Annotated in this window: 13 protein-coding genes; 9 read left to right on the plus strand and 4 right to left on the minus strand. The window is 57.6% G+C overall.

The features are described 5' to 3' along the window. The first annotated feature begins 73 nt into the window (after nucleotides 1-73). The 5 genes from purL to glnB all read left to right on the plus strand — a co-directional run bounded on the left by purL (nucleotide 74) and on the right by glnB (nucleotide 8389). Nucleotides 74-3961: a phosphoribosylformylglycinamidine synthase gene (gene purL, locus URZ40_RS05340; RefSeq protein WP_233002491.1), complete on the plus strand. Its 3888-nt coding sequence runs from the start codon at nucleotides 74-76 to the stop codon at nucleotides 3959-3961. Between the two features lie 533 nt (nucleotides 3962-4494). Beyond that, nucleotides 4495-5919, plus strand: a complete 1425-nt coding sequence (gene qseE, locus URZ40_RS05345) for a two component system sensor histidine kinase QseE/GlrK (protein WP_320719960.1) — start codon at nucleotides 4495-4497, stop codon at nucleotides 5917-5919. Between the two features lie 4 nt (nucleotides 5920-5923). After that, nucleotides 5924-6661 carry a two-component system QseEF-associated lipoprotein QseG gene (qseG, locus tag URZ40_RS05350; RefSeq protein ID WP_116343293.1) on the plus strand — a complete coding sequence of 246 codons (738 nt, stop codon included), beginning with the start codon at nucleotides 5924-5926 and terminating at the stop codon, nucleotides 6659-6661. After that, nucleotides 6648-7985: a two-component system response regulator GlrR gene (gene glrR, locus URZ40_RS05355; RefSeq protein WP_028014084.1), complete on the plus strand. Its 1338-nt coding sequence runs from the start codon at nucleotides 6648-6650 to the stop codon at nucleotides 7983-7985. Before qseG ends, glrR begins: the two co-directional genes overlap by 14 nt. 65 nt (nucleotides 7986-8050) lie before the next feature. Further along, the gene (glnB, locus tag URZ40_RS05360; protein ID WP_003860685.1) at nucleotides 8051-8389 is read left to right on the plus strand and encodes a nitrogen regulatory protein P-II; all 339 of its coding nucleotides are present in this window, start codon (nucleotides 8051-8053) and stop codon (nucleotides 8387-8389) included. 75 nt (nucleotides 8390-8464) lie between these two features. Here glnB and hmpA read toward each other — a convergent pair whose 3' ends face one another. After that, a complete protein-coding gene (gene hmpA / locus URZ40_RS05365; RefSeq protein ID WP_320719961.1) occupies nucleotides 8465-9655 on the minus strand; it encodes an NO-inducible flavohemoprotein in 1191 nt (396 codons plus the stop codon). Nucleotides 9656-9959: 304 nt separating this feature from the next. On the opposite strand from hmpA, the gene glyA reads away from it, so the two are divergent. Further along, entirely contained in the window at nucleotides 9960-11213 is a 1254-nt protein-coding gene (gene glyA, locus URZ40_RS05370) for a serine hydroxymethyltransferase (RefSeq protein ID WP_320719962.1), read from the plus strand. 53 nt (nucleotides 11214-11266) lie between these two features. Here the strand turns inward: glyA and URZ40_RS05375 are convergent, their stop codons facing one another. Next, on the minus strand, nucleotides 11267-11689 hold the full coding sequence (locus URZ40_RS05375) for a DoxX family protein (RefSeq protein WP_023615984.1): 423 nt from the start codon (nucleotides 11687-11689) through the stop codon (nucleotides 11267-11269). 173 nt (nucleotides 11690-11862) lie between these two features. On the opposite strand from URZ40_RS05375, the gene URZ40_RS05380 reads away from it, so the two are divergent. Next, nucleotides 11863-13002 carry a 3-phenylpropionate MFS transporter gene (locus URZ40_RS05380; protein ID WP_163330591.1) on the plus strand — a complete coding sequence of 380 codons (1140 nt, stop codon included), beginning with the start codon at nucleotides 11863-11865 and terminating at the stop codon, nucleotides 13000-13002. Here the strand turns inward: URZ40_RS05380 and csiE are convergent, their stop codons facing one another. Then, nucleotides 13003-14280 carry a stationary phase inducible protein CsiE gene (gene csiE / locus URZ40_RS05385; protein WP_316380671.1) on the minus strand — a complete coding sequence of 426 codons (1278 nt, stop codon included), beginning with the start codon at nucleotides 14278-14280 and terminating at the stop codon, nucleotides 13003-13005. Nucleotides 14281-14405: 125 nt separating this feature from the next. Between csiE and URZ40_RS05390 the strand changes: the two genes are divergently transcribed. Together URZ40_RS05390 and URZ40_RS05395 are read left to right on the plus strand one after the other, a co-directional pair. After that, on the plus strand, nucleotides 14406-15044 hold the full coding sequence (locus URZ40_RS05390; RefSeq protein ID WP_320719964.1) for a DUF1007 family protein: 639 nt from the start codon (nucleotides 14406-14408) through the stop codon (nucleotides 15042-15044). Further along, the gene (locus tag URZ40_RS05395) at nucleotides 15035-16027 is read left to right on the plus strand and encodes a nickel/cobalt transporter (protein WP_116343283.1); all 993 of its coding nucleotides are present in this window, start codon (nucleotides 15035-15037) and stop codon (nucleotides 16025-16027) included. The genes URZ40_RS05390 and URZ40_RS05395 overlap by 10 nt, the downstream gene beginning before the upstream one ends. Nucleotides 16028-16032: 5 nt before the next feature. On the opposite strand, the gene suhB is transcribed toward URZ40_RS05395, so the two are convergent. Further along, on the minus strand, nucleotides 16033-16836 hold the full coding sequence (gene suhB / locus URZ40_RS05400) for an inositol-1-monophosphatase (protein WP_028014077.1): 804 nt from the start codon (nucleotides 16834-16836) through the stop codon (nucleotides 16033-16035). Between the last annotated feature and the right edge of the window lie 11 nt (nucleotides 16837-16847).

Genomic DNA, 16847 nt, shown 5'->3' on the forward strand with positions numbered 1-16847 from the left:
TCTCTATAATGACGCCCGTTTTCCCCCCTTGCGCACACTGTAAGCGCCCCGGCGCTTCGAAGACGAGAGACTTATGATGGAAATTCTGCGTGGTTCGCCTGCACTGTCTGCCTTCCGTATTACCAAACTGCTGGCACGTTTTCAGGCGGCCGACCTTCCGGTAAGCAATATTTACGCTGAGTATGTCCATTTTGCTGACCTGAATGCCCCCCTGAATGCAGAGGAGCGCGTACAGCTGGAACGCCTGCTCAAGTATGGTCCAAATCTGAGCAGCCATACGCCAACCGGCAAACTGATCCTTGCGACGCCGCGTCCGGGTACCATCTCCCCCTGGTCTTCCAAAGCTACCGACATCGCCCACAACTGCGGCCTGAGCCAGATTAACCGTCTGGAGCGCGGCGTGGCGTACTATGTTGAAGCCTCTACCCTGAGCGACGCGCAGTGGCTGGCGGTTGCGGCTGAACTGCACGATCGCATGATGGAGAGCGTGTTTGCCTCTCTCGATGACGCGCAGAAGCTTTTCTCCCACCATCAGCCTGCGCCGGTACAGAGCGTGGATCTGCTGGGGCAGGGCCGTCAGGCGCTGATTGACGCCAACCTGCGTCTCGGCCTGGCGCTGGCAGAAGACGAAATCGACTACCTGCAGGATGCGTTCATTAAGCTCAACCGTAACCCGAACGATATCGAACTCTATATGTTCGCGCAGGCTAACTCTGAGCACTGCCGCCACAAAATTTTCAACGCCGACTGGATTATTGACGGCGAACAGCAGCCGAAGTCGCTGTTCAAAATGATCAAAAACACCATGGAGCAAACCCCTGACCACGTGCTGTCTGCCTACAAAGACAACGCCGCGGTGATGGAAGGTTCCGAGGTGGGCCGCTTCTTCGCCGATCGCGAAGCAGGGCGCTATGACTTCCACCAGGAGCCTGCGCATATCCTGATGAAAGTGGAAACCCACAACCACCCGACCGCAATCTCTCCGTGGCCGGGGGCGGCGACCGGCTCCGGCGGTGAAATCCGTGACGAAGGGGCGACCGGTCGTGGTGCAAAACCCAAAGCGGGTCTGGTCGGTTTCTCCGTATCCAACCTGCGTATCCCGGGCTTTGAACAGCCGTGGGAAGAAGATTTCGGCAAGCCAGAGCGCATTGTCACCGCGCTGGATATCATGACCGAAGGCCCGCTGGGCGGGGCAGCGTTCAACAACGAATTTGGCCGTCCGGCGCTGAACGGTTACTTCCGTACCTATGAAGAGAAAGTGGACAGCCACAACGGCGAAGAGCTGCGCGGCTACCACAAACCGATCATGCTGGCGGGCGGGATCGGCAACATCCGTGCCGATCACGTGCAGAAAGGCGAGATCGTCGTCGGCGCGAAGCTGATCGTGCTGGGCGGCCCGGCCATGAACATCGGTCTGGGCGGCGGCGCGGCCTCCTCTATGGCCTCCGGCCAGTCTGACGCGGATCTCGATTTCGCGTCCGTGCAGCGCGACAACCCTGAAATGGAGCGTCGCTGCCAGGAAGTGATCGACCGCTGCTGGCAGCTGGGCGATGCCAACCCGATTCTGTTCATCCATGACGTGGGCGCGGGCGGTTTGTCCAACGCCATGCCTGAGCTGGTGAGCGACGGCGGCCGCGGCGGACGCTTCAACCTGCGCGATATCCTGAGCGATGAGCCGGGCATGAGCCCGCTGGAAATCTGGTGTAACGAATCCCAGGAGCGCTACGTGCTGGCGGTTGCTGCGGATCAGCTGCCGCTGTTTGACGAGCTGTGCCGCCGAGAGCGCGCGCCATATGCCGTCATCGGTGAAGCGACCGAAGAGCAGCACCTTTCCTTAAGCGACACCCACTTTGACAACCAGCCGATCGATCTGCCGCTCGACGTGCTGCTCGGTAAAACGCCGAAGATGACCCGCGACGTAACAACCCGCAAAGCGGCGGGCAAAGCGCTGGATCGTCAGGGCATCACCGTGGCAGAAGCGGTCAACCGCGTGCTGCACCTGCCTGCTGTGGCGGAGAAAACCTTCCTGGTGACCATCGGTGACCGTACCGTGACCGGTATGGTCTCCCGCGACCAGATGGTCGGCCCGTGGCAGATCCCGGTCGCTAACTGCGCCGTGACCACTGCGAGCCTCGACAGCTACTACGGAGAAGCGATGGCCCTGGGCGAACGCACCCCGGTGGCGCTGCTGGACTTCGCCGCCTCTGCCCGTCTGGCGGTGGGTGAAGCGCTGACCAACATTGCCGCGACGCAGATTGGCGACATCAAACGTATCAAGCTTTCCGCGAACTGGATGGCCGCTGCCGGCCACCCTGGCGAAGACGCGGGCCTGTATGAAGCCGTGAAAGCGGTGGGTGAGGAGCTGTGTCCAGCCCTCGGCCTGACCATTCCGGTGGGTAAAGACTCCATGTCGATGAAAACCCGCTGGCAGGAAGGTAACGAGCAGCGCGAGATGACCTCTCCGCTGTCGCTGGTGATCACCGCGTTTGCCCGCGTGGAAGACGTGCGCCACACCGTTACGCCGCAACTGGCCACTGAAGACAACGCCCTGCTGCTGATTGACCTGGGCAAAGGCCACAATGCGCTGGGCGCCACCGCGCTGGCGCAGGTTTACCGTCAGCTCGGCGACAAGCCAGCCGACGTGCGCGACGTGGCGCAACTGAAAGGCTTCTACGACGCGATTCAGGCGCTGGTGGCGCAGCGCAAGCTGCTGGCCTACCACGACCGCTCCGACGGCGGCCTGCTGGTGACGCTGGCAGAGATGGCCTTCACCGGCCACTGCGGCGTGGAAGCGAACATTGCCACGCTTGGCGAAGACCGCCTGGCGGCGCTGTTTAACGAAGAGCTGGGCGCGGTGATTCAGGTTCGTGCGGCAGACCGCGATGCGGTTGAAGCGCTGCTGGCTCAGTATGGCCTGGCTGACTGCGTGCACTATCTGGGTAAAGCCGTTCAGGGTGACCGCTTCGTCATTGAAGCTGACGGTCACGCCGTGTTCAGCGAAAGCCGCACCACGCTGCGCATGTGGTGGGCGGAAACCACCTGGCAGATGCAGCGCCTGCGTGATAACCCGGAATGTGCCGATCAGGAGCACAATGCGAAGGCTAACGACAACGATCCTGGCCTGAACGTGAAGCTCTCCTTCGACATCAATGAAGACATTGCCGCGCCGTACATTGCGACCGGCGCGCGTCCGAAAGTGGCCGTTCTGCGCGAGCAGGGCGTTAACTCCCACGTTGAGATGGCGGCAGCCTTCCACCGCGCGGGCTTTGACGCTATCGACGTCCACATGAGCGACCTGCTGGCCGGACGTACCGGTCTGGAAGATTTCCATGCGCTGGTGGCGTGCGGCGGTTTCTCCTACGGGGACGTGCTGGGCGCGGGTGAAGGCTGGGCGAAGTCCATTCTGTTCAACAGCCGCGTGCGCGATGAGTTCGAAACCTTCTTCCACCGTCCGCAAACGCTGGCGCTGGGCGTGTGCAACGGCTGCCAGATGATGTCTAACCTGCGCGAACTGATCCCTGGCAGCGAAGCCTGGCCGCGCTTTGTGCGTAACCAGTCAGACCGCTTTGAGGCGCGCTTCAGCCTGGTAGAAGTGACTCAGAGCCCGTCTCTGCTGCTGCAGGGGATGGTCGGGTCGCAGATGCCAATCGCCGTTTCTCACGGTGAAGGTCAGGTGGAAGTGCGCGATGCGGCGCATCTGGCTCAGCTGGAGAGCAAAGGCCTGGTTGCGCTGCGCTTTGTCGATAACTTCGGCAAGGTCACAGAAACCTATCCGGCTAACCCGAACGGCTCCGTCAACGGTATTACGGCGGTGACCAGCGAAAGCGGCCGCGCGACTATTATGATGCCGCACCCGGAGCGCGTGTTCCGTACCGTGAGCAACTCCTGGCATCCGGAAAACTGGGGCGAGGACAGCCCGTGGATGCGCATCTTCCGCAACGCGCGTAAACAGCTGGGTTAAGAAGTAAAGCAGGTACTTTGCAGGCCCGGTAAGCGGTAGCGCCACCGGGCTTTTTTATGCGTGTCGCAAAATTGCGACAAAGAGGGTACATGACTGTCTCTAAATGGAGACATATAACTCATTGATTTATATATGGCAGTAAATGTTCCCATTAAGGTGTTGCTTAATAGCGACACTTAGCCTGGAAATCATTCAACACACAATGAACCGGTTAAGTGAGTAAAAATTATATATTTCAATGTGTTAATATTTTGTTTTGCATTCTGGCATGGGTGTTGCATAATATTAACCAGTGGCTCATTCACCTTCTTATGTCAGCCCCTTCGGGACGTGCTACATAAACTTCGAATGACGCACAAAAAGGTGCCTGCCGTCCAACTACTGATCATAGCGATGCTTTATCAGGCCAGGGCGAAACGTCGAGTTAGGCACCGCCTTATTCCATGACAAAGCCGGGTTTTTACCCGGCTTTGTTGTATCTGAAGGGCAGACTCAGTTACGCTCTCCGTAAACCCCATGAAGAGAGTAATGCGTTGAAACGCTGGCCCGTTTTTCCCCGCTCCCTGCGACAGCTCGTGATGATGGCCTTCCTGCTGATCCTGCTGCCATTGCTGATCCTCGCCTGGCAGGCGTGGCAGAGCCTGAATGCGCTGAGTGCCCAGGCGGCACTGACGAACCGCACCACGCTTATCGACGCCAGACGCAGTGAAGCGATGACCAACGCCGCGCTGGAGATGGAGCGTAGCTATCGCCAGTACTGCGTGCTCGACGATCGGACACTGGAGAAGGTGTACCAGAGCCAGCGCAAGCGCTACAGCGAAATGCTGGACGCCCACGCGGGCGTGCTGCCGGACGACAGGCTCTATCAGGCACTACGTCAGGATCTGAACGATCTCGCGCAGCTGCAGTGCCATAACAGCGGCCCGGATGCGGCTGCCGCCGCGCGCCTTGAAGCCTTTGCTGCCGCCAATACCGAAATGGTGCAATCCACGCGGACGGTGATTTTCTCTCGCGGCCAGCAGCTACAGCAGGAGATTGCCGAGCGCGGCCAGTTCTTCGGCTGGCAGGCGCTGGTGCTGTTCCTGGTGAGCCTCGGGCTGGTGCTGCTCTTTACCCGCATGATCATCGGCCCGGTGAAGGGTATTCAGCGTATGATCAACCGCCTGGGGGAGGGGAAATCGCTCGGGGATACGGTTGCCTTTAAAGGTCCTCGGGAGCTGCGATCCGTCGGCCAGCGCATTATCTGGCTATCCGAGCGCCTGGCGTGGCTGGAATCCCAGCGCCACCAGTTCCTGCGCCATATCTCTCATGAGTTGAAAACCCCGCTGGCCAGCATGCGTGAAGGAACGGAGCTGCTGGCGGACGAGGTGGCAGGACCGCTTACGCCGGAGCAGAAAGAGATTGTCGAGATTCTGGACGCCAGCAGCCGCAACCTGCAAAAGCTCATTGAGCAGCTTCTGGATTACAACCGCAAGCTGGCTGATGGGGCGGTCGTGCTGGAAGAGGTGGAAATTGAGCCGCTGGTGGATATGGTGATCTCCGCCCACAGCTTGCCGGCAAGAGCTAAAATGATGCATACCGGGGTAGAGCTGAATGCACCGACCTGTCTCGCTGAACCCATGCTATTAATGAGCGTTCTGGACAATCTTTACTCCAATGCGGTGCACTATGGTACTGAATCCGGTAACATTTATATCCGAAGTTTTACGAAGGGTTCCCGGGTGTTTATTGACGTCGCAAACACCGGCACCCCGATCCCCGATGACGAAAAAACCATGATCTTCGAACCCTTTTTCCAGGGGAGTCATCAGCGGAAAGGTGCGGTAAAAGGAAGCGGTCTGGGCTTAAGCATCGCCCGGGACTGCATACGACGCATGCAGGGTGAGCTAAACATTGCCACGGACGAACGTTCAGATGTTTGCTTCCGTATTGAACTGCCCCTGAGCCGGAAAAATTAATAAAATGAATCTATATCTGGTGAGTATGTCACACGTCTTTTTCCGCGCCATACGCGCGGTGTTTTCCAGCAAAGCGGGTCGCCTGAGTCTGCCCTGTTTAGTTCTGGCTGGGTGCGTTTCCCATGCGCCGCAAAGTGCGATAAGCGGTAAACAAGAAGATAAATGGCCCGATAACCAGCTGGCGGATTTCCTCTCTACCCGCTGTGACGATATCTGGAATCTGTCAGGGCATGACGTCGAAAATAATCCGCTGTTCTGGCTGCGCGGAATAGATTGCGCCCAGCGGCTTGCGCCGGTAGACGCCCGCTCTAAGGCGGCCATGCTGGATGAGGACACCTGGCAGGACGCTTTCAAGCGTGGGATTTTACTGGCCGATGCGAAAATTACCCCCGTTGAACGTCGGGCCAACGTGACCCGGCTGGACACGTTTGTGATCAATCTTCCCGCACAGGTGCGCCCGGTCTACCAGCTCTGGCGGGACGGGCAGACGTTACAGTTGCAGCTATCTGAAGAGCGCTCCCGCTACAGCAAGCTGCAACAGTCAACCGACAGCGAGCTTGATACGCTGCGCCAACAGCAGCAACATTTACGTAGCCAGCTGGATACCACGACGCGCAAGCTGGAAAACCTGACCGATATCGAAAGGCAGCTCTCGTCGCGTAAATATCAGCCAGGTAGTTCATCTGCTGCACCGGACAGCGATATGCCGAAACAAGAGGATGTGAAGCATGACGAGCCGTAAACCAGCCCATCTCTTACTGGTGGATGACGATCCCGGCCTGTTAAAGCTGCTGGGGATGCGTCTGGTGAGTGAAGGCTACACCGTGGTGACCGCGGAAAGCGGGCAGGAGGGGCTGAAGGTCCTCAGCCGCGAGAAGATTGACCTGGTGATCAGCGACCTGCGGATGGACGAAATGGATGGCATGCAGCTGTTCGCCGAAATCCAGAAGCAGCAGCCGGGCATGCCGGTGATTATCCTGACGGCGCACGGGTCAATCCCTGATGCCGTTGCCGCAACCCAGCAGGGCGTATTCAGCTTCCTCACCAAGCCGGTAGATAAAGACGCGCTTTACAAAGCTATAGACAGCGCGCTGGAGCACGCCGCGCCCTCCGGCGACGACGCATGGCGTGAATCTATCGTCACCCGCAGCCCGATAATGCTGCGTCTGCTTGAGCAGGCGCGAATGGTCGCACAGTCAGACGTTAGCGTGCTGATTAATGGTCAAAGTGGAACCGGGAAAGAGATCCTGGCGCAGGCGATCCACAACGCCAGCCCGCGCAGCAAAAACGCCTTCATCGCCATTAACTGCGGTGCCCTGCCAGAGCAGCTTCTTGAATCTGAACTTTTTGGCCATGCCCGCGGCGCATTTACCGGCGCGGTGAGCAGCCGGGAAGGGCTGTTCCAGGCTGCAGAAGGGGGCACGCTGTTCCTGGACGAGATCGGCGACATGCCCGCGCCGCTGCAGGTCAAACTGCTGCGCGTGCTTCAGGAGCGCAAAGTGCGCCCGCTGGGCAGCAATCGCGATATTGATATTAACGTGCGAATCATTTCCGCCACCCACCGCGACTTGCCAAAAGTGATGGCCCGCAACGAGTTCCGAGAAGATCTCTACTACCGCCTGAACGTGGTGAACCTGAAGATACCGGCGCTGGCGGAGCGTGCGGAAGATATTCCGCTGCTGGCGAATCACCTTCTGCGCCAGGCGGCCGATCGCCATAAACCGTTCGTGCGCGCCTTTTCGACGGATGCGATGAAGCGGCTGATGGCCGCAAGCTGGCCGGGTAACGTGCGCCAGCTGGTGAATGTGATTGAGCAGTGCGTGGCGCTGACCTCCTCACCGGTTATCAGCGACGCGCTGGTGGAGCAGGCGCTGGAAGGGGAAAACACGGCCTTGCCGACGTTTGCCGAAGCGCGGAATCAGTTCGAACTGAACTATCTGCGCAAGCTGCTGCAGATAACCAAAGGCAACGTGACCCACGCGGCGCGGATGGCCGGACGCAACCGTACAGAGTTCTATAAGCTGCTCTCACGCCACGAGCTGGAAGCAAACGATTTTAAAGAGTAGTGCCGTATGGTACTGTGAGCAACCGATTACGAAGCAGCTTACAGGCAAGAGTTTAAGGACCCACCATGAAAAAGATTGATGCGATTATTAAACCTTTCAAACTGGATGATGTACGTGAAGCGCTGGCGGAAGTCGGCATCACCGGGATGACCGTGACGGAAGTGAAAGGTTTTGGTCGTCAGAAGGGCCACACCGAGCTTTATCGTGGCGCAGAGTACATGGTCGACTTTCTGCCGAAAGTGAAAATTGAAATCGTGGTCAGCGACGATATCGTCGATACCTGCGTGGATACCATTATCCGCACGGCGCAGACGGGCAAAATTGGCGACGGGAAAATCTTTGTCTTTGACGTGGCGCGCGTGATCCGTATCCGTACCGGTGAAGAAGACGACGCGGCGATTTAAAAAAGATTTGCCATGCCGGGTAAGGCACAGCCGCTACCCGGCGAAAAAAAGCCCCTCGTTCGAGGGGCTTTTTCATTACAGCACCTTATGCGGCCCGAAACATTCGTAATGAATGTGGTCTTTATTTACGCCCAGCTCAACCAGCTGCTTCGCGGCATACTGCATAAACGCCACCGGCCCACAGACGTAGAACTGCATGTCCGGCGCGCTAAACGCCCCTTCCATCTGGCTTAAGTTCATCAGACCTTCGCTGTCAAACCGTGCGGCTGCGCGGTCTGCTTCCGTCGGCAGGCGATACCAGGTATTTGCGGTGAAACGCGGCAGGGACGCCCCCAGCGCATTCACTTCATCCGCAAAGGCGTGCACGTCGCCGTTTTCCGCAGCATGGAACCAGTTGACCTGCGCACCGTGGTTTGCTTTCGCCAGCGTGTCGAGCATTGCCAGCATTGGCGTCTGTCCGACACCCGCAGAGATCAGCGTAACCGGAGTATTCGCCTCAACGGCCATAAAGAAATCGCCCGCCGGCGCGGCCAGATGAACCACGTCGCCCACGTTGGCTTCGTTGTGCAGCCAGTTGGAAACCTGACCGCCGTCCTCGCGCTTCACCGCAATGCGGTAGCCTTTGCCGTTTGGCTTGCGGGTCAGAGAGTACTGGCGGATCTCCTGGTGCGGGAAGCCTTCAGGCTTCAGCCATACGCCCAGATACTGGCCCGGCTGGTAATCGGCCACCGGCTGTCCGTCCACCGGCTCAAATTCAAAGCTGGTGATTAATGCGCTGCGCGGCGTTTTCTCGACGATGCGGAAGGCGCGAGTGCCTTCCCAGCCGCCGTTCTTGCTGGCGTTTTCGCTGTAGATCTGCGCTTCACGGTTGATAAATACGTTTGCCAGTACGCCATAGGCTTTACCCCACGCGTCCAGCACCTCCTGGCCCGGGCTGAACATTTCGTCCAGCGTCGCCAGCAGGTGGCCGCCGACGATGTTGTACTGCTCGGGTTGGATCTGGAAGCTGGTGTGTTTCTGCGCGATTTTTTCCACCGCGGGCAGCAACGCCGCCAGGTTTTCGATATTGCTGGCGTAGGCCGCGATGGCGTTGAAAAGCGCTTCACGCTGATCGCCGTTACGCTGGTTGCTCATATTGAAAATCTCTTTGAGCTCCGGGTTGTGCGTAAACATGCGATCGTAGAAATGGGCGGTAAGTTTAGGGCCGGTTTCCACCAGCAGGGGAATGGTGGCTTTAACGGTAGCGATGGTTTGAGCGTCGAGCATGGCAGCTTCCTTCTGATGTCACTTTAATGATGTATTTTAAATGCATCTTATAAAAAATACCCATGCTTTGTAAATGGTTCTTTGCAAGATGAAAAATATGCATCACAAACCTGAAAAGAAATCCGCTGGAAATAGCGAGATCTTTATTCCTCAAACCCTTGCGTGGCGTGAAGGGAAACGTTTGCGTAAAATCGTTTGTCAAGACCTGTTATCACAGAACTATTCAGTTATACTGTTGCCCGTCGTCCAACAGGACTGCCTTTTCAGGCCAAAATTTACTTGTTAGCTGAGTCAGGAGATGCGGATGTTAAAGCGTGAAATGAACATTGCCGATTATGATGCCGAACTGTGGCAGGCTATGGAGCAGGAAAAAGTACGTCAGGAAGAGCACATCGAACTGATCGCCTCCGAAAACTACACCAGCCCGCGCGTGATGCAGGCGCAGGGCTCTCAGCTGACCAACAAATACGCTGAAGGTTATCCGGGCAAGCGCTACTACGGCGGTTGCGAGTACGTTGATGTCGTAGAGCAGCTGGCAATCGACCGTGCGAAAGCACTCTTTGGCGCTGACTACGCAAACGTCCAGCCGCACTCCGGCTCCCAGGCTAACTTCGCGGTTTACACCGCACTGCTGCAGCCGGGCGATACCGTTTTAGGTATGAACCTGGCGCAGGGCGGCCACCTGACTCACGGCTCCCCGGTTAACTTCTCCGGCAAACTGTACAACATCATCCCTTACGGTATTGATGAGTCCGGTAAAATTGACTACGAAGACATGGCGAAGCAGGCTAAAGAGCACAAGCCGAAGATGATCATCGGCGGCTTCTCCGCTTACTCCGGTATCGTTGACTGGGCAAAAATGCGTGAAATCGCAGACAGCATCGGCGCGTACCTGTTCGTTGACATGGCGCACGTTGCGGGCCTGATTGCCGCAGGCGTTTACCCGAACCCGGTTCCACACGCTCACGTTGTGACCACCACCACCCACAAAACCCTGGCGGGTCCACGCGGTGGCCTTATCCTGGCGAAAGGCGGTGACGAAGAGCTGTACAAAAAACTGAACTCCGCCGTGTTCCCAAGCGCGCAGGGCGGCCCGCTGATGCACGTTATCGCGGCAAAAGCGGTAGCGCTGAAAGAAGCGATGGAGCCAGAGTTCAAGGTTTACCAGCAGCAGGTTGCTAAGAACGCTAAAGCGATGGTGGAAGTTTTCCTGAACCGTGGCTACAAAGTGGTTTCCGGCGGGACTGAAAACCACCTGTTCCTGCTGGATCTGGTTGATAAAAACCTGACCGGTAAAGAAGCTGACGCCGCTCTGGGCCGCGCCAACATCACCGTGAACAAAAACAGCGTGCCAAACGATCCGAAGAGCCCGTTCGTGACCTCCGGTATCCGTATCGGTTCTCCGGCTGTCACTCGCCGCGGCTTTAAAGAAGCGGAAGTGAAAGAGCTGGCTGGCTGGATGTGTGACGTTCTGGACAACATCAATGACGAAGCGGTAATCGAGCGCGTTAAAGGTAAAGTTCTGGATATCTGCGCACGCTTCCCGGTATACGCATAATTCCTCTGCTTTGCAGAAATAAAAAAGGCCGCGCTTGCGGCCTTTTTTTTGGCTTAACGCCGATCCAGAGAAATGGCCCCAGGCCCGACTATCGCCAGCAAAATAAAGGCGCCAGCAATACTGACGTTCTTGTAGAAATTAATCATATTCGGCACAACCGCATCACCGGTCATATCCCAGTAGTGGTGACCGATGATCGCCGTGCCCAGCGTATAGAAGACAAAGAGAACCGCAAGAGGGCGGGTGAAAAAGCCCAGCACGATCAGGATGGCGGCAGGCACTTCCATCACCACCGCAATAATGGCCGCCAGCATGGGCATCGGCGTACCCAGCGAGGTCATATACTGTACGGTGCCGCTAAATCCTGTCAGTTTCGGGTAACCAAAGATAATAAACAGTACGACAAGTGCGATACGCCCAATCAACAGCAGCAGGTGACGCGACTGACCAAAGTCGAGATAACGTAGTGAGTTCATGGCAGAAATACCTCTGCAAGTGGAGTAATTTAAACGTAATACACATTTTCATTCCCTGCCATAAGCCAGACGACTGCTCAAAATGTTAATTTTTCGTTAATTTATAGCAGGCTATCTACTTGCTTAATTTTTATATTCTCGCCAGACTATGGCCTCCATTTCGGGAGGGATTCATGGTCTTGCATTCCACGCGCTGGCTGGCGCTCAGCTACTTCACCTACTTTTTTAGCTACGGTATTTTTCTGCCTTTCTGGAGCGTCTGGCTCAAGGGAATTGGTTTGACCCCAGAAACCATCGGTATCCTGCTGGGCGCGGGGCTGGTGGCTCGTTTCCTTGGTAGCCTGCTGATTGCACCCCGCGTCAGCGATCCCTCCCTACTAATAAAAGCGGTGCGTATTCTGGCGCTGCTAACGCTGGTCTTTGCGGCCTGCTTCTGGGTCAGCCACCAGTTTGCCTGGCTGATGGTGGTGATGGTCGGCTTTAACCTGTTCTTCTCACCGCTGGTACCCCTGACGGATGCCCTGGCGAACACCTGGCAAAAGCAGATCACCATGGACTATGGGCGCGTGCGCCTGTGGGGCTCGATTGCCTTCGTGATCGGCTCGGCGCTGGTGGGGAAACTGGTCAGCCTTTACGACTACCGTGCGATTCTGGCTTTGCTCAGTATCGGGATAGCCTCGATGCTGCTTGGGATGCTGCTGCGCCCGTCGGTGATGCCGCAAGGGGAGAGTCGCCATCAGGAGAGCGCCGGCTGGCCCGCCTGGCGGAGCCTGGTGGCACAGAGCTGGCGTTTTCTGGCGTGCGTCTGTCTGCTTCAGGGGGCGCATGCGGCGTATTATGGCTTCAGCGCTATCTACTGGCAGGGGGCGGGCTACTCTGCCTCTGCGGTCGGTTACCTGTGGTCGCTGGGCGTGGTGGCAGAAGTCATTATTTTCGCCCTGAGCAAGAAGCTGTTCCGCCGCTTTGGCGCGCGCGACCTGCTGCTGCTTTCCGCGGTGTGCGGCGTGGCTCGCTGGGGCATTATGGGCTGGACAACGGAACTGCCGTGGCTGATTGTGGCGCAGATTCTTCACTGCGGCACGTTCACCGTGTGTCATCTGGCGGCGATGCGCTATATCGCTGCGCGTGAGGGCGGGGACGTGATTCGTCTTCAGGCGGTCTATTCTGCGGTGGCGATGGGCGGCAGCATTGCAGTGATGACGGTCTTTGCGGGCTTCCTCTACCAGCATCTTGGACACGGCGTGTTCTGGGTCATGGCGCTGGTGGCGCTCCCGGCGATGTTTGTTCGACCAAAAGTGGCCGCGCGGACGTAACTACGATTCCAGCATGGCGCGAATATGCTCTTGCTGCTGCGCGTTCAGTGATTCAACCGCGTGGATCAGCGGCGGCGAGAACAGCGGCAGGGCCGTAGGGTAGGGGGTGATAACCAGCGCGGCTTCGCGCGGCGCGCCCTCTTTCTGAAACGCCTGCAGGGTCAGATAGCGAATATTGAGCGGCAGCAGCGTCAACTCGCGCAGCTGCTGTTCAATTATCTCCTCGCAGGATTTATCCTCCCCGGTCAGCAACACCACCTGTTTTTCATGCAGATCGGACTCCTGCATCAGCCAGGCGCCAAAAATGACCGCCACGAGCGCCATTTCTTCATCGGAAAAACGCAGGCCAAACTCCGCCTCCAGCTCAAACAGCGCCTCTTTCGTTGTGCGCAACAGCCGGGGGTAGAGGCGGTGGATCTCCTCGGGCAGGCTATTGTCGATGCCGATCTCAAACAGGGAGCGGTCCAGTGCCTGAGCCAGATGAATATATAGCTGATCGGTCAGCCCCTGCTCGTCGCTGAAGTTCATCCCGGTCTGGGAGCGAAAGCGGGCCACCATACGCACGATGGCTCGGCGCAAACGCTGATCCTGCTGGTGTTTATCGAGCACCGGATCGGGCGTGCGGAGCATCATAAACAGCAGCGCCAGAAACAGTTGCTCATCCACGTGCGCGCCCTGCGGCACGCGCCGCTTCCAGTGGCGGACAATCTCCTGTGCCGTAAAATACTCTCCCCGCGACTGGGTCCAGCTGCGCTGGGCATGCGAAAACTGCGGCGTGTTTCCTAAGTGATGCTGGATGAGGCAGTATTGTAAATAGAGCTGTAAGAACTGGACGTCCCGGCATTCAAACTGGCGCTGAAGCTTGCGGGAGCAGAAGCCGATCAGCGCCCGCAGGTTTGCATCGTCGTAAAGCGGCCGCGCGATACCGTGCTGTTTAAGCGCGGTTTTTAAGGCTGGGGTAAACTGGTGCGAGACAAACTGCGGGCAAAGGCGGAGCGCCCTGCGCAGCCAGTGCAGCAGGCACAAACGCTGATTCAGGGCAGTGCCTTCAATTCGGTAGCTGCCGTCGTGGTGCGTGACGATATCCAGCCGGTGATAGCGCTGGATTTCATCGCGCGTCTCGGCTATATCTTGCCGTGCCATGACGTCGTCCACGCCGTTGGCAGCGATTATGCTCTGTGCGGTGACGGCAGCATCGGGCAGGTAAAGCATTAAAAGCACCTGGCAGCGGCGCTGCGAACTGGAAAGCACAGATGGAATTTCAAGCGTCGTCATCATCTGTCGGGTATCCAGTGTGAATGTTTGATAAGAATAGCTAAAGGATGGGCGCTGAAAAGCGCGCCGGCAGGCCTTTCACTCAGGATTGCTGGGGAACATCACAGAATTTTTGACGTGAGGAATTGATGCAGACAGTTAAACAAAATGCGATGGCGTTATTTTTGGCGGTTATCACCTTCACCGCCAGCGCACATCCTCACAGTTTTATCAGCCTGAAAACCGAGCTGGTCACCGATGGCACGCAATTGAGCGGCCTGAAAATGCGCTGGACGATGGATGAAATCACCTCGGCGGATCTGCTTTATGATGCGGGCAACGCGAAGCCCGGCGACGAAATCTGGAAAAAGCTGGCGGCGGAAGTGATGGCCAACGTGCTGGGTCAGCACTACTTCACCGAGTTCTGGCATAACGGACAAAAGGTGAAGTTCCTCAATCGCCCGACAGAATACGGCATGTCCCGCGACGGGCATCAGGCGGTGCTGACGTTCGTGCTCCCGCTGGCGCACCCGCAGCCGCTGGCAGGACAAACCTATACGTTTTCCACCTTTGACCCAACGTACTACGTCGACATGAGCTATGCCGAAGAGCGCGACGTTCAGCTTCCGGCATCGTTGCAAAAAACCTGCAAAATTTCGGTTCATACCCCGAAGCCCAGCGAAGAGATGCTGAATTTTGCGGTCTCTCTCGATAAGGAAGATGCGCCGCCGGAGGACATGGAACTGGGTAAACAGTTCGCACAGAAGGTAACGTTACAATGTCAGTGATCTCCTCTCCGGTACGAAAACCGCGCCGCTGGTTACACCTCTGGCCGCTGGCGCTCTTTTTACTGTTTGCCTTCGGCGGTTCGCTCTGGCTGTGGCAGGCCTGGCCGCAGGTGATGATGAAAAGCATCATCTGGCAGCGTGAGGTCAACCAGCAGATGAGCGGGCTGCTGAAGGCGGTGGCGGAGAATCCGACCAGGGCGGGCGGTTCTCTGCTGGCGTTCAGCTTCATCTACGGCGTGCTGCACGCGCTGGGCCCGGGGCATGGAAAAATCGTCATCACCACCTGGCTTGCGACCCATCCGTCGAAGCTGAAATCGAGCATTGGCCTGACGCTGGCCTCTTCGCTGCTTCAGGGGGGCGTGGCGATAGCGCTGGTGGTGGTTGTGCTTTCGCTATTACAGCTTCCCGCGCGCCAGTTGCACATGAGCAGCTTCTGGCTGGAGAAGGGCAGCTATGCGCTGGTGGGCGTGCTGGGGCTGATCCTCTGCTGGCGGGCGCTGAAAAAGCTGCGCGCGCTGCTGCAAAAGCCCAAATTCAAAACCTTTACGCCGCACCACGTTCATGATGAACACTGCGGCTGCGGGCATCAGCACCTGCCGACGCAGGATCAATTACAGAGCGGTGACGACTGGCGCGCGCGGCTGATGATAGTTCTCTCTATGGGGATGCGCCCGTGCTCGGGGGCCATCATGGTGCTGCTGTTCAGTAAAGTGATTGGTGTGTTCGGCTGGGGCATGCTCTCGGCGCTGGCGATGGCGGCAGGGACGTCTCTCACCATTTCGTCTTTAGCGCTGCTGGTACACAGCTTCCGTCAGCTGGCGGTCAAACTCAGCGGCAATAAAACGCCGGTGCTGTGGCGGCAGGTAGGATGGACAACGCTCGCGCTGGCGGGCGGGGTGATTCTGCTGGTGGCGGCGGTGACGATGTGGGTGAGTACGGTGCCGTTTAACACCCTCTCCCCTTTGGGGAGAGGGCTGGGGTGAGGGGATTAACGCTTCAGCGCATCGCTCAGCTCGTCACGCATGTTGGCCAGCATGGCTTTAACAACGCGTGGGTTACCCGCAACGATGTTGCCGGTGGTCATGTAGTTGTGGCCGCCGGTAAAGTCGCACACGATGGCGCCTGCTTCACGTGCGATCAGCTCGCCCGCCGCGAAGTCCCACGGCTTCAGTGACAGTTCGAAGTAACCGTCAACGCGGCCGGTGGCAACGTAGGCCAGATCCAGCGCAGCAGAGCCGGTGCGACGGAAGTCCGCGCATTCGGTGAACAGCTTGCCCAGGATATTCATATAGGTGGTCGCGTGCTGTTTCGCCTTGAACGGGAAGCCGGTCGCCAGAATGGTGCCGTCCAGGTCGCGTGCGTTGCTGCAGCGCAGACGGTAGCCGTTCAGCTGTGCGCCTTGGCCGCGGGTAGCGGTGAACAGTTCGTTACGCATTGGATCATAAACAACGGCGACTTCAGTACGGCCTTTAATGCGTACTGCAATAGACACAGAGAAGTGTGGCAGGCGTTTAACGAAGTTGGTGGTGCCATCCAGTGGATCGATAACCCATTGAACATCCTGATCGGTACCTTCATGTTCACCGCTTTCTTCGGTGATGATGGTGTGCTGCGGGTAAGATTTGCGGATCGTTTCGATAATAATCGCTTCTGCGGCTTTATCGACGTTAGTCACGAAATCATTGCTGCCTTTCTGGCTGGTTTCTACGGAGTCTGGCGTTTCGTAGTGTTTGGCAATTACGTTACCCGCCTTGCGCGCTGCGCGCACGGCGATGGTCAGCATCGGATGCATCGGTCTCTCTC

Source organism: Enterobacter sp. 296B2 (assembly GCF_034106185.1).
Lineage (GTDB): Bacteria > Pseudomonadota > Gammaproteobacteria > Enterobacterales > Enterobacteriaceae > Enterobacter > Enterobacter cloacae_N.

Coding starts and splice junctions, on each gene's coding strand:
- purL (WP_233002491.1), top strand. CDS start 74: ATGATGGAAATTCTGCGTGGTTCGCCTGCACTGTCTGCCTTCCGTATT.
- qseG (WP_116343293.1), top strand. CDS start 5,924: ATGAATCTATATCTGGTGAGTATGTCACACGTCTTTTTCCGCGCCATA.
- glrR (WP_028014084.1), top strand. CDS start 6,648: ATGACGAGCCGTAAACCAGCCCATCTCTTACTGGTGGATGACGATCCC.
- glnB (WP_003860685.1), top strand. CDS start 8,051: ATGAAAAAGATTGATGCGATTATTAAACCTTTCAAACTGGATGATGTA.
- hmpA (WP_320719961.1), bottom strand. CDS start 9,655: ATGCTCGACGCTCAAACCATCGCTACCGTTAAAGCCACCATTCCCCTG.
- glyA (WP_320719962.1), top strand. CDS start 9,960: ATGTTAAAGCGTGAAATGAACATTGCCGATTATGATGCCGAACTGTGG.
- URZ40_RS05375 (WP_023615984.1), bottom strand. CDS start 11,689: ATGAACTCACTACGTTATCTCGACTTTGGTCAGTCGCGTCACCTGCTG.
- URZ40_RS05380 (WP_163330591.1), top strand. CDS start 11,863: ATGGTCTTGCATTCCACGCGCTGGCTGGCGCTCAGCTACTTCACCTAC.
- csiE (WP_316380671.1), bottom strand. CDS start 14,280: ATGATGACGACGCTTGAAATTCCATCTGTGCTTTCCAGTTCGCAGCGC.
- URZ40_RS05390 (WP_320719964.1), top strand. CDS start 14,406: ATGCAGACAGTTAAACAAAATGCGATGGCGTTATTTTTGGCGGTTATC.
- URZ40_RS05395 (WP_116343283.1), top strand. CDS start 15,035: ATGTCAGTGATCTCCTCTCCGGTACGAAAACCGCGCCGCTGGTTACAC.
- suhB (WP_028014077.1), bottom strand. CDS start 16,836: ATGCATCCGATGCTGACCATCGCCGTGCGCGCAGCGCGCAAGGCGGGT.